Below are 19,523 nucleotides of genomic sequence, written 5' to 3'. Positions count from 1 at the left end.
ACCTACATTGCGACGATGTGCGAAGCGGCGAGCGAATGATGGACTCATCGCCCGTCGGGCGCGTCGTCACAAACTCAACCGGGAAGGTAACCCCAGTCCGTCTGTACGAGCTTCCCGTTGACGTAAATGAATGCTATTAGTTCCGCATTCCAATGAGGATGATGAAAGAAGACGATCTCACCTGTAAATTTGTTGCGCTCCTCGGCGGACGCATTCCAACTATAGTATGTGCCCACATTCTTCTGGAGGAATGTCCCGTAGTCGGTACTTATTCGGACCCCATCTGTTCGTAATTGCAAGTCGTCACTATCGGGGGGCTCGCTCGTTGGTATCCATTGCATCACGTCACCGGAATCTAAATCCCACCTTTCGAGATACTGATCAAGGTCTGCGAGTCGGCTGCCGATCGGAACACTACTAGTAATGTCCTCCGCATCGTTTCTGCCAGCGGCGCAGGATAGCAAGCCGGCTAGGACAAGAAGTCCTAACAATGTAGTCCACCAAAACTTAGTGGGGGTCATCGCCCTCCACTTTCCGATCCGACGCTTCTCAATCTCTTCTGGCGTACCAGATTCGACCGTCCAATCTTTGCGATGCGCCACCGTTCTATTATGACATTCGAACCTGATCCTGGCATCTCAGAATTGAATAGTGTAGAATCTTGTCCACATGGCTGCCGACTGGCTCGTCGTCCGCGGAGCGCGGGGGCACAACCTCAAGGACATCGACGTCGCGATCCCCTTGGGGCTGTTCGTGTGCGTCACGGGCGTGAGCGGGAGCGGGAAGTCGACGCTCGTGCAGGACACGCTGTTCCCGCGTTTGATGTACGAGGTTTACGGCACGCGCGGGGTGTGGCAGGACCACGACTCGCTCGAGGGGCACGAGGAGTTCGACAAGGTGATCGACATCGACCAGTCGCCGATCGGCCGCACTCCGCGCTCGAATCCCGCGACTTACACCGGCACGTTCGACATGATCCGCACGCTGTTCGCGATGACGCCCGACGCGAAGCTGCGCGGCTACAAGCCGGGGCGGTTCAGTTTCAATGTAAAGGGCGGGCGGTGCGAGGCGTGTCGCGGCGACGGGATCATCAAGATCGAGATGCACTTCCTGCCGGACGTTTACGTGCCGTGCGAGGTGTGCAAAGAGAAGCGGTACAACCGCGAAACGCTCGAGGTGAAGTACAAGGGCAAGTCGATCTCCGACGTTCTGAAAATGACGATCGAAGAGGCGTGCGCGTTCTTCCAACCGATCCCGAAGATCTACCGCAAGCTCGTGACCATGGAGCAGGTCGGGCTCGGGTATCTGCACATGGGACAGCCCGCGACGACGCTCTCCGGCGGCGAGGCACAGCGCGTAAAGCTATCGACCGAGCTGTCGAAGCGCGCGACCGGATCGACTCTATATATACTGGACGAGCCGACGACGGGGCTGCACTTCGAGGATGTTCGGCGGCTGCTCGGCGTGTTGCACGACCTGGTGGACAAGGGGAACACGGTGATCGTGATCGAGCACAACCTCGACGTGATCAAGACCGCCGACTGGATCATCGACCTCGGCCCCGAGGGCGGCGACGCCGGCGGCGAGGTCATCGCGCAAGGCACGCCCGAGCACGTCGCTAAGGTGAAGGCGTCAGCGACTGGCGGGTACCTGAAGCGCGTGCTGGCCATTCAGAAGACCAGCTGATTGCTGAGCTCACTTGGAGATAGCCTGTCGCTCAAACGTAAACCTCCGAACCTCAATTTGGAATCGCCGTGTTGTGCGCCTGTCCGCCTAAATCCCGCGTGATCCAAACTCCTATTACGCCCAACATCCACGATCCGGGGTTTTGTGGTCGCCTGACGATGAACGTGGCGCGTTTGAGCCGACACATCGCTCTCCTACTTCCTTCGGGCTCTGTTCCAATCGAGCATGCGATCTCTTGCCTTGATCCAGTCGTGCTGTTCGACATCGATAAAGACACGAACGCACCTGCAGTTCGGGTGCAAGGGTGGATATGGCCCCTCGTCTGTCCGATAGACTTGGCCATGAAATGGTGAGCAAATTGGACATACGAACGGGTCGTCTGAAGTTAGGAAGATTTCGTGGAACAAGGCCATCTGAAGTAATGGCCGCTACAAATTAGTTTGTCAACTGCACAAACAGCGTCTGGTCGCCTGATACCAACTCACATTGAGGACAAGATAATACGAAGGCGTCAGCGACTGGCGACTACCTGAAGCGTGTGCTAAACGGCGCGAAGATGACTGCCAGTGCCAAGTGAGCTCTGGACACCAATTCTGCGGCTCAGTCCTTCCAGCGGGAGAGCAATGACCGGACCGCCTCTTTGCCACGCTCGTCTCTGAGCGAACTTTCAAGCCGGCGCATAACCTCGAGCACCTTCTCCCTCGGAAGATCGTCGAGCACCGAAAGGCCGAACGCGTTGATCCGTGATGTGACGCCTTTTGTGGAGTAACGGGAAAGCATGATGGCGAGCAGGGTAGCCGCTTCGACGTCAGGCGACTCAAGAAAGACGCGGCGCTGATCCTCGAAACTGATCTCGTCTCGATCCCGCATGAACAAACTCGTTCTCACTTTCTCCTTTGCTTCTATGAGCGACTCAGGCACTGGTCTGCCCCCAAGCGCCCGCAGCGCTTTGAACGCGATCCAGTAGCCGCTTGAGTTTTCCGCGCTTTCAAGAACGGCAGAGAATTGTGGGGCGAAGTCCTTCCACTGGAACTCCAAGACCGCCGCCGCAACATGCTGCAAGTAGTACTGCTCCGCAGCCATCCGTCGATACGCTTCTTTAGCCTGCGGACGGTACGGCTTGTTAATCAATCCGTACGCGGCGGAAGCGGACAGCTTGGGGCTCTCGCCAAAGAAGTGATCAAGGAGGATCTTCGTCGAACGGTCGCCTTGGATTTTTCCGAGGGTCCTGAGGGCACTGCGGGACACCTGCTCTTGCGATGCGTGGATCGCCTGCTCAAGGTACGGGACCGCCTCTTCGCCGAACGCTGCAAGTTGCCTCTCGCTTGAGTTTCGCGTCATCGTTCCGCTGTCTTCGACTCCGAGGCCCTTAATGAGCAGCGCAATCCTATCGTCGCCACCCTCGAACCCTAGCTTCCCTCTTATGTACTCTTGTATGGGGATCAACGCATCGGCGAACCACCTGTGTCCGCGCCACGTGCCCATGTCGACGAGTTCGGTGTGCCAGTACGGCCGCGGGTCGTTGCCCCACGGAAGATCTTCGACTGTGATATCTAAAGAGGGATCAACGGCGAACAGCTCTACGGCGACGGGCCGCGTCGGCAACGGCGGGTATATCTCCTTCGCGGCGGTCCGGGATCCTACTTGTCCACCCCCTTGCCTGCCGGGCTGTTCCGGAAGATCGATCACCTCTTTGAGCAGCAGGATGTGCGCCACACCGTCCGAGATCTGGGTGTAGGAGCCGAGGCGGTATCCGGGCATCAGCTTCGCCATCTCCTCGGCATCGAATACGACGCCCTGGGCACCTACCAAAGCGGTCGCGCCTACAGAAGCCAGGGTGAAAGCGATCTTGCTCCTCATCGTTCGTCCTCTGTTGACGACCACAGTAAGAATGATACAGCAGTTTCCGTCCGTGTAGTTGAGCGTGTGTCCGCAGAGCGCGCAACGGCATCAATTGGCGTCGCTGCGGTCGGGCGGGCCACCTTGCGAGCTAAGATGTCGTAGTGGACGGCGATAGAACTCAGTCTCCGACGACCGGCCTCTCGCACGAGGAGACGCTGCGGTACAGCCGGCACCTCATCATGCCCGAGGTCGGGCTGGAAGGGCAGGTCAAGCTCAAGGGGGCTTCGGTGCTTGTTGTTGGCGCCGGTGGGCTGGGGTCGCCTGTTGCGATGTATTTGGCGGCGGCGGGGATCGGTCGATTGGGGATCGTTGACTTCGATGTCGTCGACTTTACGAACTTGCAGCGGCAGGTGATCCACGGGACCGACGATGTTGGGCGCAGCAAGCTGGAATCTGCGGCGGAGACGGTGCGGGCGATCAACCCGGAAGTCGAGGTCGTGCTGCACGAAGTGCTGCTCTCCAGCGAAAACGCATTGGGCATATTAAAGGAGTACGACATCGTGGTGGACGGCACCGACAACTTCCCGACGCGGTTTCTGGTCAACGACGCGTGCGTGATCCTCGGCAAGCCGAACGTCTACGGTTCGATCTTCCGCTTCGACGGACAGGCGACGATCTTCGCGCACCCGGACGGACCGTGCTACCGGTGCCTGTACCCCGAGCCCCCTCCTCCCGGAACGGTTCCTAGCTGCGCGGAAGGCGGAGTCCTGGGGATCCTTCCCGGGATGATCGGCATGATCCAGGCCACCGAGACGGTCAAGCTCATCCTCGGTGTTGGCGAAACTTTGGTGGGGCGGTTGCTACTCTACGATGCGCTGAACATGCGCATCCGCGAGGTCAAGATCAAGCGCGACCCGTCGTGCCCTGTTTGTGGCGACAATCCGACCGTCACGGAGCTGATCGACTACTACGAGTTCTGCGGCGTGCCGGGCCACGGCTCGAACCAGGTCGGGTTCGACGACGAGATCTCGGCTGTCGAAGTTAAGGCCTTGATGGACCGAAGCGAGCGGTTCGTTCTCATCGACGTGCGCGAGCCGCACGAGCACGAGATCAACCGGATCCCCGGCGCGCGCCTCATCCCCCTGCGCGACCTCCCCGCCCGCGTCAACGAGCTGGACACGGCGGACGAGATCGTCGTGCACTGCCTGACGGGCGGTCGGAGCGCGGAAGCGTGCGACTTCCTCCGCACGTCGGGGTTCGGCAAAGTCAAAAACCTCCGCGGCGGCATCCGCGCATGGATCGACGACGTCGATCCGTCGATGGCGCAGTACTGATCGCCTCCTCCCCCTGAGCCTAGGGATTTGCCGCGTCGACTGTCTCCAGTGGAGACATCGACCCGCGTAAAGATTGAGGAGGGGGAGCGAACAGACAAAGTCCTTTCAGCCTTGCTCCGGCCTTTTCCTCTGAGGCATCCGGGGAATGAAAATCGGAAAGGACTTCTATTGTCTACCCCCTCACCCTAGCCCTCTCCCCAGGCTCAGGGAGAGGGGACTGTCGGTGGTGCTTTAAGGTCGCGTCGGGTGGCTCCACTCTTCAGAATGGTGTTGCGGTGATCGAATGAGGCAGTCCCTCCATACGCGTCGTATGGAGGGTTCAGATTGTGCCTTACGGCCGGTCGTCTGAAGAACTACTCAAAGTCCGACATGAGCCAGATCTGACTGGTTCGTTTCATAGTGACCCAGGCCATCGTCTTTCCGTCGCGGCTCCAGTTGGGAAGTTTGCCGCCTTTAGCAAAGAGTGATCTTTCGCCGGTCGCTTTGTCGTACACATACAGGCTCATTCCACCTCCAAATCTAACATAGTAGAAGAGGCGGCCGTCCGGCGCCCACCTGCCCGCTAGATACCGGTTCAACGGCTGGTCGCCTAGGGAGATCACCGGTCTGCCGTCGAGAAACACTTGCCGCGTTTCGCTATCATCTATGCTGTCACCCATGCGGACCTGGTACCGCAGGCTCTGACCGTCAGGTTGCCACTGGAGCGTCCATATGTAATCAACGGCGGGCGTAAGTTGGCGCAACTCGCCTCCTGTCGCGGGCACCGTGTAGACCGCGCTTCCTTCTCCTACGGTTCCATCGGGGTAACCGAGCACGGCGATGGATTCGCCGTCAGGCGACCACTGCAGGCTCCACGCGTTCCAACGAGGTAGCTCCGCAAGTTTCTTAGGCGTGCCGCCGTCGGCAGGCATGACGTAAAGCTCGCTCTCGTGCGCATAGGCCAAGAGAGAGCTGTCGGGCGACCAACGGGGCACGGCTCTTGTCGGCTTGTCGAAGTCAACTAGCAGCCGGGGCTCGCCCCCGTGTGTGGACACGGTGAAGAGCGCGGGCGCCATTGATTCGCTTGTGACGTAGGCGATGGTTGCGCCGTCGGGCGACAGCTCGAAATCGGTGTCCCACCCGTCCCCGGTGGCTAGTCGCAGCGGCGTACCGCCGTCTCTCTGCACAGAATATATCGCGGAATCAGATGAGCCCCATTGCCGATAGTAAAGTGTCCGTCCGTCCGGAGAGAGTTTTGGGTACATGCCGCTCGCCGCACTTTTGCTCTTCGTTGGACTAGACGCGTCCGCCACATTGATCCACGCACCAACTGTTGAGAGAACGAAGGCGATTCGCTGTCCACCGTCGACGAACTTGGGATGGTCTGGTAGCGCTCCGCTAAAGAACGTCACCTGCACGGGGTCGCCTTGCAGAGCACCCGTCTTCGGGTCGATCCTCTGTTTCCAGATATTATTATCATTCACGGCAGGAGTAAAGTAAATGCTGTTGCTGTCCGGCGCCCAGGTGAGACTGACAAACAATGTCACAACAGTCGGGAGGGAAACAGCCTGGCCGCCAGTTGCGGGAAGAATCCGTATCTCGCGGTATGCCCCTCGCAGCTCGGTCTCGGGGTAAACAACGATTGCCAACCATCGGCCGTCCGGAGAATAGCCGCCGAAGGAGATAAATGTGTCGGTGTCTGCTGATATCGTCTTGACTCCGCTACCGTCCAACGAAACCGTGTGTATGCCGTCCCTGGTTGCGTCCAAGTACGTGAGGCTTTGTCCGTCTGGCGTCCAGCAAACGCCACTGACATTGCTCATGGTCGAACCGATCTGCCGGGGCTTGCCGCCGTCCGGGCTGACGACGAACATAGCTGAGACCAGGTCCGGTTCTCCATCGACTGTTTCTGTTCCCGGCTCTGCAAGCCTGTCCGCCACGTACGCGATGAGGTGCCCGCTGGGGGACCAGCTCGGATAGCGGAAACCTTGCCACGGCCCAAGGTCGTTCACGAGAGGCCGGACCGCTGAGCCGCCCTGTTCATAAATGTAGAGCTGGCGCGGCTCTCCGTCTCTCATTGTACGGAACACGCCGCGATCGCCGCTCGGGGCGATGTCGAACGACGGTTGGCGGCCAGAGCGGCCAGTTGGAGACTCGGCGAAGAGCACTGTGTACTGGGGATCGTGATTCGCGCCTTCAGACCTGCCGTCGATCAAGGCACCAGCTGCGCTCTTGCCCGAACCGAAACCCGCAGGGCCCATCGAGAAGAAATAGCCGGTCGCGATGAGAATCGCCGCTCCGGCGATCGCTAGTGCATAAGCGATCGGGCGGCGCGTTTCTGCTACGGCTGGGAAAGAAGTGTTAGCCCCGTTCTGCTTCCGCTCGTCGCGGCCCTTCAGCCATCCGTCGAGCTCCGCTTCGTAAGCGTAAACGGTCGCAGCGGCGCCGTGGAAGTGTCGATGAACCGGCAGCCCTTCGGCTTTCTCCCACCGACGGACTGTGCGGACTTCGCGCCCCAGGTAGGTCGCGATCTCCTTCCATGAGTCGAGGCGGTCGCTAGCAGCTGAGTCGTGGGATTCGAGCTGTGACTCTGAGTCTGCCATGTGCGCTAACGACCTCGATGACTGAATTTCGAGTGCTGGGTTCGAGTGTATCACAGGCACAATGATATGGCCATTTTTGGGCTTGTATAGAGGTCAAAGTGGGCCACGGGGAGCGGTGGCCACCAATGTCCCCTATGGGCTCGTCCGACATGACTTGCCGCAACTTGACTGGCAGGTTCAAGTTGCGGCTTACGGCCTATCGTCTGAGGAACTAACGGAAGTCCGACATGATCCAGATCTGACGGGTAAATTTCATACTGACCCAGGCCATCGTCCTTCCGTCGCGGCTCCAGGTGGGAAGGCTTTCACCGGAAGGGAAGGGCGATATGTCACCGGTCGATTCATCGAACACATAGACGACGGTGGAATTGTCGTCTGCATAACTCAAGAAAAAGAACCGGCGGCCGTCCGGCGCCCACTTTCCCAGATGGTCCCAACGCTCGGGCTGGTTGACCAGCCGGCTCGGAGGCCTGCCGTCGAGAAAGACCTGCCGCGTATACCCCATGGTGACGTGGTACGTCAGCCTCTGACCGTCAGGGTGCCACTCAAGGCCCTCCTTCGATGCGCCGGCAGATGTGAGTTGTCGCGGCTCACCTCCCGACGCGGGCACCACGACAACCACATTGTTGTTGCCCTCGTACCCGTCGGGGTAGCCGAACGCGGCGATGAACTCGCCGTCGGGCGACCACCGCAGGGACTGCTCTTGCCAGCGGGGCAGCTCCGCAAGTTTCTTGGGCGTGCCGCCGCCGGAAGGTATCACGTAAAGGCCGGTCCCGTGCGCATATGCAAGGAGAGAGCCGTCCGGCGACCAACGCGGCCAATGCGCCCACTCTGTACTCCCTTCAAATTCAAGCAGCAGCCGGGGCTCGCCCCCGCGTGTGGTCACGGTGAAGAGCGCGGCCTCGCTGCCTATGTGCCGGAAGTAGGCGAGGGTTGCGCCGTCGGGCGACAGATCGAAATCGCGACCGATCCTTTCGGCCAGGCGCAGCGGCGTACCGCCGTCGCTCGGCACCGCGTATATTCCTGGGCCACCCGGGTCGGATTTCAGAAAGTATAGGACCTGTCCGTCCGGAGAGAGTTTTGGCTCCCGACCGCTCGCCACACTTCTGCTCTCCGTTGGACGGGACGCGTCCGCCACATGGATCGTCCTATCCATTCTTGTAAGAAGGAAGGCGATTCGCCGTCCACCCCCGATGAACTTCGGATAGAGGGCCGATGCACCGCTAAAGAACGTCACCTGCACGGGATCGCCGTGCGGAGCGCCCGTCTTCGGGTCGATACTCAGTTTCCAGATGTTCCGTCCGCCACTCGCGTCCGAAGAATAGTAAAGGCTGCTGCCGTCCGGTGCCCACGTGAGGCTGACGAGAAGCCCGGGAACGGTCGTGAGGCTAACGGCCTGGCCGCCTGTTGTGGAAAGAAGCCGTATCTCGGAGTGCATCCCGACCAGATGGGTATCGGTTCGGACCTTGATGGCCAACCATCGGCCGTCCGGAGAGTAACCGCCGAAGGAAACAGGCATGGATGTGTCTAATGGCATCGTCTTGACTCCGCTGCCGTCCAACGAAACCGTGTGTACGCCGCCCCTGTCTGAATCCAAGTACGAGAGGCCCTGCCCGTCGGGCGTCCAGCAAAGACCGTGGATCTCCCGCATGGTCGGACCGATCTGGCGGGGCGTGCCGCCGTCCGGGCTGACGACGAATATTGCAGCAACCCGGTTTCGCTCTCGTGCTGCTGTTTCTGTTCCCGACCCCGCAAGCCTGTCCGCTACGTACGCGATGAGGCGTCCTCTGGGGGACCAGCTCGGATAGCGGAAACCCTGCCATGGTCCAAGGTCGTTTAAGAGCGGCCGGACCACAGAGCCGGACTGCTCATAAAGGTAGAGCTGGCCCGGCGCCCCGTCTCTTACTTCATAGAACACGCCGCGATCGCCGCTCGGGGAGATGTCGAACGACGGCTGGCGGACAGAGGGGCCTTGAGGAACGTCGCCGAAGAGGATCGTGTACTTGGGATCGTGATTGGCACCTTCAGACGCGCCGTTGATCAAGGCGCCAGCTACGCTCTTGCCCGAACCGAAACCCGCCGAGCCCATCGAGAAGAGATAGGCGATCGCGATGAGGGCCGCCGCAGCGGCGATCGCCAGTACGTAGGCAAACCGGCGGCGCCTGGCCGCTGTAGCCGTGTCCCCGTGGTCGTTCAGCTCATCGCGGCCCTTCAACCAGGCGTCGAGCTCCGCCTTGAAGGCATAGACCGTGGCCCTCTTGCTGTGAACGTGACGATGCACCGGCAGCCCCTCGGTCTTCTCCCACCGACGGACTGTGCGGTCTTCGCGATCCAGATAGGCCGCGATCTCCTTCCATGAATCAAGGCGGCCGCCCGCTGCTGAGTCGCGAGGTTCGAGTGGTGACTCTGAGTCTGGCATGGTGGCCGACAACCTCGTGGACGGAACTTCGAGCGCTGGGTTAGATTGTATCACAGGTTGCATGGTACGGCCTCTCTTGGCGGACTATGGCGGTCAAAAACGGGCATCGGAGGCCATGTCCGCAGATGCCCGTTGCGCATTTCTCCGGGGTCGCGCATCTTGGGTGTAGCGGCAACCGCGGCGTCGAAGCGGGCCTGCATTGGCGGGCTCAAATCAGAGGAAGGAGGACGTTCGTGGTTGGCGTGAATTCGTGAATGAGAAAAATAAAATGAAACATATGAACAAACTTGTTTTGGTCGGTCTGGCGGTCCTTGCGCTTCCAACGCTTGGGCGCGCAAACCTTATAACAGATGGAGGGTTTGAGCTTAATCCCCTCCAATCCTTTGGGTTCCCTTTAGGCCCCCCGTTCGTGCCTGGAATCTGGGGAGTAGAGTATGCCGCTCGTGTCACGACTGGGCCCGGCGGCATTATTCCCAAGGCGGGCAACTGGATGCTCGATATGAACAGGCTTGGCGGCGTCGTTACGCAGGGGTGGCAATTCAATGACATTACCGGCCTGGAGCCACTTCACAAGTTGGAAGTGGAAGCCTGGTATAACTCGGACGCGGACGCTGCTGTGGCCAGACTCAACGTGGGTTATTATAAGTTCCACTTTGCCCAGAGCTTTCTGAGCGGTGACAGCCGGAGTATCACTTTAGACGATGACCCGACAACCTGGGAAGGGCTGTACTTCCTTTCGACGATCCCTCAGGATGCCACCTGGGTCCACTTCCAGGTTATGTTTGACAACAACTCCCTCAACAACCCCCTCGGCCCTAACTTCTCCGGGTTCGTGGACAGCGCGTCGCTCGGGGTCGTTCCGGAGCCCGCCTCGATGTTCGCGCTCGGCATCGGCCTCGCAGCGCTCGCCGCGCGGCGACGCAGTAAAGTAAGGCTCGCGCGAGCCCGCAAGTGATCCGCTGCCCTGCCTCCACATCCCCGCGCAGCGTGATGTGGAGGCAGGGCAAGCATCCCACAGTTGAGGTGGGGATTGGCAATGAGGAGCAAAGAATGAATATGACACGTAGGACCAAACTTGCTTTGGTCGGCCTGGCGGTCCTTGCGCTTCCAACGCTCGGGCACGCGCAAAACCTTCTAGTATACGGAGGGTTTGAGACTGATAACGTCGTACCCCTTGCGGGCATTGTGAACCCGCTCCAGCCTGGACTCTGGGGAGTCGAGCGAGCCGTTCGTGACACGGGTCCGACCGGCGGCGTTATTCCTTATAAGGGCAACTGGATGCTCAAAATGGACGACCCTGGCGGGGTCGTTACGCAGGCGTTTCAATTCGTTGACATTTCGAACCGTGGCACCCTAAACGAGCTCGAAGTGGAAGCCTGGTATAACTCGGACGCGGACGCTGCTAGGGTCAATCTCATAGTGTCTTATTATAGGACCAACCTCGACTGGTTCAACGAGATAAGCGTTGACAGCCGGGCAATGGTTTTAGACAATGACACGTCAACCTGGCAAGGGCTGTACTACCGTTCGGATATCCCTGGGGCTGCCAACTGGGTTGGCTTCCAGGTTAGTTTTGTCAACACCACGATCGGAGCTGACTCCGGGTTCGTGGACGGCGCGTCGCTCCTGCTCGTTCCGGAGCCCGCCACGATGATCGCGCTCGGCATCGGCCTCGCGGCGCTCGCCGCGCGGCGACGCCGAAAGCAAGGCTAGCGCAAGCCCGCAAGTGATCCGGTGCCCGGCCTCGACGAGAGGCAGGGCACCGGTTCTCATCCCTCGCCACTCGCCAGCGACGGCGTGGGCGACCTGGCAGCCAATGTCCCCTGTGCATAGCATGATTCGGCAACGAAACGAGCCTTCTGACTAGCCGCCAGCGATTGCGCCGATGATTAAGAACGGCTCTCCGCCTGTTGCGATCGCGTCGGGCAAAGGCGTGTCCGTGGGATCGAGCGAGAGGTCTTCGCCGCATGCGAAGAAGCGGAGGAACGGGCGGCGTTTCTTTGTCGTGTGGTCGCGGATCGTCCCTTTCAGCATCGGGTACTGCGACTCGAGAGCATCGAGTATCAAATCGATAGTCACAGCACCCGATAAATCAAGCGACACTTCCGCTCCGACTTTCGCCAGGTTGCGCAGGTGGTGCGGCAGAACGACGCGGACCTGTTTAGTTGGCTGATCGCAGTTTGCAGTTTGCAGTGGCATCAGACTGTTGATTTCAGATCCTCGGCGTCTGCTTCGACACCGTAGTCAGTCCGAGTTTCCTTCACCTGACTCTGTTCAAGTTTCTTCAAGAATCCGTTGATCATCTTGCTTATCTCTACGATCTCTTCAAGTAATTCCTTCGCCGTGTCCGATTCGATGTACCCAAACCGCAGTGCTCCGTCAATAAGAGTCCTCAGTTCGAACGCTGAACCCCTTGCATGAACGACCATGGCCGCGAACGCCCGGTTCGTGCTCTTGCCATAACCTTCTGCTATGTTTGTAGGAACGGAGCAAGCCGCTCGGCGGATCTGGGAGACAAGCCCGAACCTCTCGTCGTCCGGAAACGTTGACGTAATGCGATGGAGACGCTCCCATAGATTCATGCCACGCTGCCAAATCTGAAGCTTCTCATATCCGAACACTAGCTTTTCCTCCATTGCTAACTGCCCTCTGCCAACTGCCAACTACCCCAGCGTCTGCACCTCGACGGAGAGCACACTTGGGAAGTGCTCGTTGATCGCCGTCCAGTGGTCGCCCGAATCCGGTGAGACGTACAGCTGACCGCCTGTGGTTCCGAAGTAAATGCCACAGTCATCAAGAGTGTCCACGGCCATCGCCTCGCGCAGGACGTTGACGTAGCAGTCCTTTTGCGGCAGGCCGTTCGTGAGCGCCTCCCACTCGTTGCCGCCGGTCCGGCTGCGGTACACGCGGAGCTTTGCGTCCGGCACGAAGTGCTCCGAATCGCTCTTGATCGGAACGACGTAAATGGTCTCCGGCTCGTGGGAGTGGACTTCGATCGGGAACCCGAAGTCGCTCGGAAGGTTGCCGCTCACCTCGTGCCATTGCTCGCCCGCGTCGTCGCTGCGCATGATGTCCCAGTGCTTCTGCATGAAGAGCGTGTCGGGGCGAGAAGGGTGGAACGCGATGCGGTGAACGCAGTGGCCGACCTCGGCCTCCGGCTCCGGCATCATGTCCGAATGCAGTCCCTTGTTGATCGGCTTCCATGTCTCGCCGCCGTCGTCGGTTCGGAACGTGCCAGCTGCCGAGATGGCGACAAAAAGGCGGTCAGATTTGGAAGGGTCGACGAGGATGGTGTGGAGGCACATGCCGCCCGCACCTGGCTGCCAGTCCTTGCCGGTCGTGTGCTTGCGCAGCCCGCTGATCTCTTGCCACGTCTTGCCCGCGTCGGTGGACTTGAACAGTGCGGCGTCTTCAACCCCCGCGTACACGGTGTCAGGATCGGTCAGCGATGGCTCTAGGTGCCACACGCGCTTGAAGACCCAGGGCACGTCCGAACCGTCGAACGTCTTGTGGGTGCCGGCGACCCCTTCGTAAACGAACTTGTTGCTCTCTCCGCCCGACATGCTCTCCCGCTCGGCCTCAGTGCTCCCTGGCGTGTCCCAGGTCTTGCCTCCGTCGTCGGAGCGTTGGATGATCTGTCCGAACCAAGCGTTCGTCTGTGAAGCGTAGATGCGGTCGGGGTTCACAGGCGAGCCCTTCAGGTGGTACATCTCCCAGCCGCCGAAGTGGGGACCTTCGATCTTCCAGTCTCGGCGCTTGCCGTCGGACGTGCAAATGAACGCACCTTTCTTGGTTCCAACGAGGACTCTGACGCTGCTCATGATCGCCTTAAACTGTACTGTGTCCGCAAGATCGTACCTGGGTACGCAGGGGTACGTTGCGAAAGTAAAGGCTTCGTTTACTGGAACGTACTTGAAACGGCTTTTAAACGGTGGGAGAACAACAATGGGCGTGAAGCGAAGGCGTCGAGACCCTCAACCCGTGGAGCGGGTTGAGGGATAGCGCCCAGGATGAGGATCCGATTCGCAGAATTGGGCCGGGCTAAAATAAACCGTATGCGCCCGTGGATCAAGCGTGTCCTGCTCTTCGCGCTTCTTGGCGCGTGCTCTGGAGCGTTGGCGGCGTGGATCGCCTATGAGGTCCGCGGGCCGGTGAACATAGGGGATACCTTCGGCGATCTGGACCTGAAGATCAGCGTAGACGACGTCACGCTGTCCGACGAGCCCTGGGCGATAACGGCCTTCATTCTGCTTGGCGCTCTCGTCTGTGGAAGCATCGCTGTGGCCTACGTCTCGCGAAAGGGGGCTCGGCGCATGTTACAGGCGGTTGCGGTCGCGGCCCCGCTTGGCGCACTCGGCTGTTGGGGCTCTCGTTGGCTGATGGACCAGATGATCTACAGCATCGCCGACGCGCGGTACGGAACCCGGGAGATTTCCCTCCTCGAATTGACGAGCGTGACGTTCTTCCCTGGCCTTGTTTGGCAGGTCGGGGTCGCGCTCGGACTGACCATGCCTGTCGTGCTGGCCATCGGGCTGAGCAGATTCACGCTGCTGCGGGGCCTGCTGGGCTCCGTCTTCGTGATCGTCTTTGGCCAGATCATAGGCGTTGTTGTCGCACTGTTGGTCGTGATCCTGATCGTCGGCATGATGTTCGGCGGCACCACTCCTAGCGGGGATGCGAGCGGCTACTTGCGGTTCGTGGACGTGCTGTACCTGTTCAACCTCGGCCTAGGCGCCGGCATCGCATTCGCGGTCGCAGAGGCAGTGTACAAACCCGTTTGGCTCAAGTCGTTCCGCGGTCAGACCGAGGGTCGAACGTGGGCGTTGCAAGGTGCGATCAGCAGGATCGGAAGTCAAGAGGGGATCGAGGTGCTGCTGCCAGCCGACGGAACGATCGCACCCGTGCACGCGCAGATACAGGCCGGAGAGGACGCGCACTACATCGTCGATCTGGCCGGCGATCTGAAGGTCAACGGACAGCCGGTGCAGACGCAGTGGCTGAACGACGGCGACCAGATCGGAGTGGGCTCGGCGATGCTGCTGTTCCGCACGCGATTGCAAGGTCAGAAGAAAGGGAAAGAAGTTCCGCAGACCGTCGCGATGTCGCCCGCGCCGATCCAGATGCCGGTGCTGATCGACGCCGTCGGGAACGAGCACGTCCTGCACAACGGGGTCAACGTCGTCGGCAGGGACATCGGTTGCGATATAGCGATGACGTGGGAGAGGGGAATCTCGCGGACGCACGCCGAGCTCATCGTCGATCAGAACGGCGTGACTGTCAAAGACCGCGGATCGACGAACGGAACTTTCGTCGACGGCGAGCGGTTGCAAGCGCCGACGGTCCTCGCGCCAGGGCAGACCGTCACGTTCGGCAAGGTCGCCTGCAAGCTGAAACAGAACCGCCTGGCCTAATGGCCAGGCGGTCGAAGTCGAAGCCGAGAGCGCCTACTTTTTCTTCCGCCGCCGGAGCAGAGCCGCTGCCCCGAGGGCGAGCGCGGCGAACGTCGCCGGCTCCGGGACTGCCGCGACCTTGTTGGTGCTCAAAACGAGCGAGCCGCGGTCGCCTAGGTTTCGGTTCCACTGGAAGGCGAAAGTCATGTCGCCGCTCTGCGTCTCGCCGATGCCGTTGCCCGCGGAAGTATTGAGGTTATATCCAGCCGTGCCGGTGATGTCGTCGAGAACGTCTGACCACAGGCTCATCTCACTGAACTCAGGAATGGGCGTGGCACCAGTCGTCACCCCAAAGTCGCCCTCGAACTGCATGATCGTCGAACTGTTCTGGCGCGTGGCGGTATCTCCGGTAAACGTGCCGGCGATGTCGAAGTCCTGGTACTGGAACAGTCGCAGCTCGATGCCGAAGACGGTCTCGAATACGACTTGCTCAGCCAAGTCGGCACCGGTTCCGTTGCTATTGGCCTGTAGAAAGTAGTTTATCGTCACGGTCAGGTCGCTGTTTTGGTAAACGACTTCTGCACCTTGCGTGCCGAACAGCGTGACCGTCGGATTAGGGTCGATCGTACTGACGAGCGACGCTGTGCCAGCGTCGCCGTCGCGGAAGTACCAGCTGTTTTCAAAGACTTGTTCCGTTCCGCCTACGATCCAGCTAAAGATCGTCGAACTGAACTCGTCAATGTCGACCGTGCTGCCGTTGTGCGACAGCGCGATCTGCGCGTGCGAGAGAGCGCAGCCCAGAACCGCTACAACGACGAAAATTCCTCTTCGAATCATAATAAACCTAACATGGCGGATGCCCACGGCCATCCGTACCCGACTACATTACCGGACAATATCCCTTGCGATGCTGTTACTATTACCAGTATCTCGAATTTGAGTACTATAGAACTTGAAATGCTGGGCGCGTTGTGGCAGGCCTTCAACCCTTCTCCGGAACCACAATGCCGACGATAACCGGGCGTTGGCGGCACCCTTTCTGTATCGCGCGACGCATCGCGGCTTCGACCGCCTCCTGCACTACGTAGGCGTCCTTCAAGCTAGCCGAATCGAGGTCCTCGAGCGCTTGGCGCACGTCCGCCATTCCGTCGTCGACCACCTCGGACGGTCCGCTGAATCCACGAGTGACGACCTCGGGGCTTGATGAAACTACACCGCGCTTCAAGTCTATACCGATCGAGATGATCACGACTCCATCGTGGCCGAGCGACGACCGCTCGCCCAGCACTTTGTCCGTCACCGCGACGTCGCCGTGCTGGTCGATCAGATGCTCGCCCCATTCGATCTTGTCGTCGAACCACGCCTTCTTCTCGTCGAAGCAGAACGGCTGCCCGTTCTGAATCTCAAAGATTCGCGCCTTCGGCCAGCCCATGTCCATCGCCATCTCGCGGAAGATGTGCTGGTGTCGCGGCTCGCCGTGGACCGGGACTATATAGTATGGGTTGGTGAGGTTGACCATCATCTTGATCTCCTCCGCGTGGCCGTGGCCGCTGACGTGGATCGGCGTCTCGCTTTCGTAGACCACGTTCGCTCCCTGCAGGAACAGCCGGTTGATCGTGCGCCAGATCGCGCCCTCGTTTCCAGGGATCGGGCGGGCGGAGTAGAGAATCGTGTCCCCTTCGCGGATCTGCATTCGCCGGTACTCGCCACGCGACATCTGGCTGAGCGCCGCCATCGGCTCGCCCTGGCTGCCGGTCGTCAGGATCACCAATTTGTCCTCGGCGTAGCTGCTCATTTCGTCGAGACGGATGAACGTGCCCTCGGGGATGTGTACGTATCCGATCTCTGCCGCGAGCTGCAGTGTGCTCTCCATTCTTCTGCCGGCGACGGCTAGTTTGCGACCGGTCTCACGTGCGACGTCGAGCGCCTGCTGCATGCGGTGGACGTTGCTGCTGAACATCGTCATCAGCACGCGGCCCGGCGATTCGGTGAACGCCTTCCTCAGCCCGACGCTCACCTCGCTCTCGCTCGGGCTCCAGCCGGAGCGGTCGATGTTGGTCGAGTCGGAGACGAGCGCGATGACCCCCTCCTTGCCGACCGCCGCGAGCCGAGCTACATCTGTGAGCTTTCCGTCTACGGGCGTGAAGTCGAATTTGAAATCGGCCGTGAACAACACGACGCCGAGAGACGTGCGGATCGCCATCGCGCAAGTCTCGGGGATCGAGTGCGTGACGCGAATCGGCTCGATCTCGAACTTCCCCGCCTTGATGATCTCGCCGGGCTCGATGATGCGCAAGTCCGGCTCGATGTGCCGCATGCGCTCGGCGAGCTTGCTGCGGATCATCGCTGCGGTGAACTTGGTCGCGTAGATCGGCACGTCCATCTCGGGCAGCAGGAAGCTCAGCGCGCCGACGTGGTCCTCGTGCGCGTGGGTGCAGATTATCGCCCGCACCATGTCCCGGTTCTCGAACAGGTACGTGAAGTCGGGGATGACGATGTCGACGCCGTAGTGCTCTTCGTGCGGGAAGGAGATTCCGCAGTCGATGACGATGATGTCGTCGCCCTGCCGGACGACGGTGCAGTTCTTGCCGATCTCACCGGCTCCCCCAAGAGGGATAATCTGAACGAGGCTCATTCGCAGTCGCTAGGGTACCCGTGGGGCGAACACAGGGCTGAGAACTGTCGCTGCCAGAACAGATTCATCTGACGACTTCGGCTTGGCTTCGGCGGTGTCCGCGGAGGCGGAACGGCACGACGATCCAGCCGATCGCAATCGAAACTGCGACAAGCGGCACAAATACCTGATCAAAATAGGTGGGAATCGTCTTGTATTGAGCCGGGAGATCGCCTCCTAGCGCGTACCAGAGATAGGAGAAGGCGCCGAGCAGGGCGAATGCCAGCCCAACCGCGATAGTGATCCAGCGGAGAAGGCGCGGACCGAGGGATGCGAGATACCACGCCGTTGGGACGAATGCAGCAATTCCAACCATGAGAAGAATGAATTTAAATGTGTCGAGCAAGATGATTCCGGAATTTGGGAGAAATGCAAGAACGACGACTAACACAGGCAAACAGTACGCACGAAGAAGCGTAGCCGCGACGTCACCGAAGTCGAACTCGCCAACCAGGATCCTCTCCCATATCGAAGTCTTGTTGGCCACTAAAATAGTATACGACAGGACTTGCAATCTGGTCGGAAGTGCGCCGATTGGGTACCGTTCTGTCAGCAGCGTCGGGGCGATTACTGCTCAAGAGGGTGGGTTTTGGTTGAAAATTCGCCAGGGCTCTCTGTGCCCGGTGTGCTGAAGTGGGTGTTTATCAGCAACTGCGGCGTGTTTCTGTATAAAGCATATCAAGGGCTGATCGTGCAGAAGACTGCAACTGGCACTGCTAACCGTGTCGGCGATTACTTGACGGGAAACGAGGCTGTCCTGATGGGCCTGCAACATCTGACCGTTAGCGTCCTGTCCGCCGCGATCGCCTGGGCGTTGTGGTTCTTCTGGCAACGCAACGAAGATTGATCGCTAAATGGGTGCCACGGGTTGTCTTGCAACCCGTGCGCAAGCCACAATCTCACGCATGCAAAGGAAGAAGCTAAGAAGATACGAAGGAGTCTACAATTCTAGGTTCTTGACGTTCTCGTGTTACGAGAGACGAAACCTTCTGGGCTCCCCAGAGGTGAGAGACGAGTTCGTCGCCAGGCTTGAGTACGTCCACTCGAAGATGGCGGTCGACCTGTACTACTGGGTCGTGATGCTGAACCACGTTCACCTGATCGTTCGGCCGGCGAGCGAGGACGCGACGATCGCGCAGTACCTCCATCTGCTCAAACGGACGTTCGCGTACCGCCAAATGAAGTTCTTGCGCGCCTGCGGAATCGAGATTCCTCGGTTTTGGCAGGCAGGTGGAGGATACGACCGAAACCTTTATTCGGACGAAGAGTTCAGTGAGAAAACCGACTATATCCACGAGAACCCCGTCCGAGCGGAGCTTGTTCTGAGAGCAGAAGATTGGCGGTGGTCCAGTGTTGGGTGGCCGGAGAAGTTCTGGACTCAGTTGTAGTTTTGTGAACGGGCGGAAGCGTGTAGCACGGGTTGCGAGACAACCCGTGGCACCCGGGCGAGACAACCCGTGGCACCCGGGCGAGACAACCCGTGGCACCCGGGCGAGACAACCCGTGGCACCCGGGCGAGACAACCCGTGGCACCCGAGCGAGACAACTCGCGGCACCCGGGCGAGACAACCCGTGGCACCCATTGAATGACGAGCG

At 59.9% G+C, this 19,523-nt stretch carries 16 protein-coding genes and 1 pseudogene; 7 read left to right on the top strand and 10 right to left on the bottom strand.

All coding sequences use genetic code 11. From position 1 onward, the window contains the following. Positions 1–74 precede the first annotated feature (74 nt). Positions 75–602, bottom strand: a complete 528-nt coding sequence (locus IH944_08190; GenBank protein MCH7904531.1) for a hypothetical protein — start codon at positions 600–602, stop codon at positions 75–77. Between the two features lie 79 nt (positions 603–681). Between IH944_08190 and IH944_08185 the strand changes: the two are divergent. Then, a pseudogene (locus tag IH944_08185) lies at positions 682–1,686 on the top strand (excinuclease ABC subunit UvrA). 600 nt (positions 1,687–2,286) lie between these two features. On the opposite strand, the gene IH944_08180 reads toward IH944_08185, so the two are convergent. Continuing rightward, positions 2,287–3,546 carry a hypothetical protein gene (locus IH944_08180; protein MCH7904530.1) on the bottom strand — a complete coding sequence of 420 codons (1,260 nt, stop codon included), beginning with the start codon at positions 3,544–3,546 and terminating at the stop codon, positions 2,287–2,289. Between the two features lie 221 nt (positions 3,547–3,767). Here IH944_08180 and moeB point away from each other — a divergent pair, with 221 nt between their 5' ends. Next, positions 3,768–4,862, top strand: coding sequence for a molybdopterin-synthase adenylyltransferase MoeB (gene moeB / locus IH944_08175; protein ID MCH7904529.1), 1,095 nt, complete (start codon positions 3,768–3,770; stop codon positions 4,860–4,862). Between the two features lie 353 nt (positions 4,863–5,215). Here moeB and IH944_08170 read toward each other — a convergent pair whose 3' ends face one another. Together IH944_08170 and IH944_08165 are read right to left on the bottom strand one after the other, a co-directional pair. Next, positions 5,216–7,444 carry a PD40 domain-containing protein gene (locus tag IH944_08170; GenBank protein ID MCH7904528.1) on the bottom strand — a complete coding sequence of 743 codons (2,229 nt, stop codon included), beginning with the start codon at positions 7,442–7,444 and terminating at the stop codon, positions 5,216–5,218. A gap of 211 nt (positions 7,445–7,655) precedes the next feature. Further along, entirely contained in the window at positions 7,656–9,863 is a 2,208-nt protein-coding gene (locus IH944_08165) for a PD40 domain-containing protein (GenBank protein MCH7904527.1), read from the bottom strand. A gap of 277 nt (positions 9,864–10,140) precedes the next feature. On the opposite strand from IH944_08165, the gene IH944_08160 reads away from it, so the two are divergent. Both IH944_08160 and IH944_08155 read left to right on the top strand, forming a co-directional pair. Then, positions 10,141–10,818 carry a PEP-CTERM sorting domain-containing protein gene (locus tag IH944_08160; GenBank protein ID MCH7904526.1) on the top strand — a complete coding sequence of 226 codons (678 nt, stop codon included), beginning with the start codon at positions 10,141–10,143 and terminating at the stop codon, positions 10,816–10,818. Between the two features lie 95 nt (positions 10,819–10,913). Further along, a complete protein-coding gene (locus tag IH944_08155; GenBank protein ID MCH7904525.1) occupies positions 10,914–11,576 on the top strand; it encodes a PEP-CTERM sorting domain-containing protein in 663 nt (220 codons plus the stop codon). A gap of 150 nt (positions 11,577–11,726) precedes the next feature. Here the strand turns inward: IH944_08155 and IH944_08150 are convergent, their stop codons facing one another. The 3 genes from IH944_08150 to IH944_08140 are packed head-to-tail and all read right to left on the bottom strand — an operon-like array spanning position 11,727 to position 13,684. Continuing rightward, positions 11,727–12,062, bottom strand: a complete 336-nt coding sequence (locus tag IH944_08150; GenBank protein MCH7904524.1) for a MoaD/ThiS family protein — start codon at positions 12,060–12,062, stop codon at positions 11,727–11,729. After that, positions 12,062–12,526 carry a four helix bundle protein gene (locus IH944_08145; protein ID MCH7904523.1) on the bottom strand — a complete coding sequence of 155 codons (465 nt, stop codon included), beginning with the start codon at positions 12,524–12,526 and terminating at the stop codon, positions 12,062–12,064. Before IH944_08145 ends, IH944_08150 begins: the two co-directional genes overlap by 1 nt. After that, positions 12,527–13,684: an exo-alpha-sialidase gene (locus IH944_08140; GenBank protein ID MCH7904522.1), complete on the bottom strand. Its 1,158-nt coding sequence runs from the start codon at positions 13,682–13,684 to the stop codon at positions 12,527–12,529. Positions 13,685–13,918: 234 nt separating this feature from the next. Between IH944_08140 and IH944_08135 the strand changes: the two genes are divergently transcribed. Continuing rightward, the gene (locus tag IH944_08135; protein MCH7904521.1) at positions 13,919–15,274 is read left to right on the top strand and encodes an FHA domain-containing protein; all 1,356 of its coding nucleotides are present in this window, start codon (positions 13,919–13,921) and stop codon (positions 15,272–15,274) included. Positions 15,275–15,307: 33 nt separating this feature from the next. Here the strand turns inward: IH944_08135 and IH944_08130 are convergent, their stop codons facing one another. The 3 genes from IH944_08130 to IH944_08120 all read right to left on the bottom strand — a co-directional run bounded on the left by IH944_08130 (position 15,308) and on the right by IH944_08120 (position 18,414). Next, positions 15,308–16,090, bottom strand: a complete 783-nt coding sequence (locus IH944_08130; GenBank protein ID MCH7904520.1) for a PEP-CTERM sorting domain-containing protein — start codon at positions 16,088–16,090, stop codon at positions 15,308–15,310. Positions 16,091–16,235: 145 nt separating this feature from the next. Beyond that, the gene (locus IH944_08125; protein MCH7904519.1) at positions 16,236–17,888 is read right to left on the bottom strand and encodes a ribonuclease J; all 1,653 of its coding nucleotides are present in this window, start codon (positions 17,886–17,888) and stop codon (positions 16,236–16,238) included. 64 nt (positions 17,889–17,952) lie between these two features. Beyond that, positions 17,953–18,414, bottom strand: coding sequence for a hypothetical protein (locus tag IH944_08120; GenBank protein ID MCH7904518.1), 462 nt, complete (start codon positions 18,412–18,414; stop codon positions 17,953–17,955). 102 nt (positions 18,415–18,516) lie between these two features. On the opposite strand from IH944_08120, the gene IH944_08115 reads away from it, so the two are divergent. Beyond that, positions 18,517–18,774, top strand: a complete 258-nt coding sequence (locus IH944_08115; GenBank protein MCH7904517.1) for a hypothetical protein — start codon at positions 18,517–18,519, stop codon at positions 18,772–18,774. Positions 18,775–18,832: 58 nt separating this feature from the next. Beyond that, positions 18,833–19,315, top strand: a complete 483-nt coding sequence (locus tag IH944_08110) for a transposase (GenBank protein ID MCH7904516.1) — start codon at positions 18,833–18,835, stop codon at positions 19,313–19,315. Positions 19,316–19,523: the final 208 nt, after the last annotated feature.

Source organism: Armatimonadota bacterium (assembly GCA_022563855.1).
Classification (GTDB): domain Bacteria; phylum Armatimonadota; class Fimbriimonadia; order Fimbriimonadales; family Fimbriimonadaceae; genus JADFMN01.
Note: the sequence above shows the minus strand (reverse complement) of the source record. Positions and strands in the feature narration are given on the sequence as shown.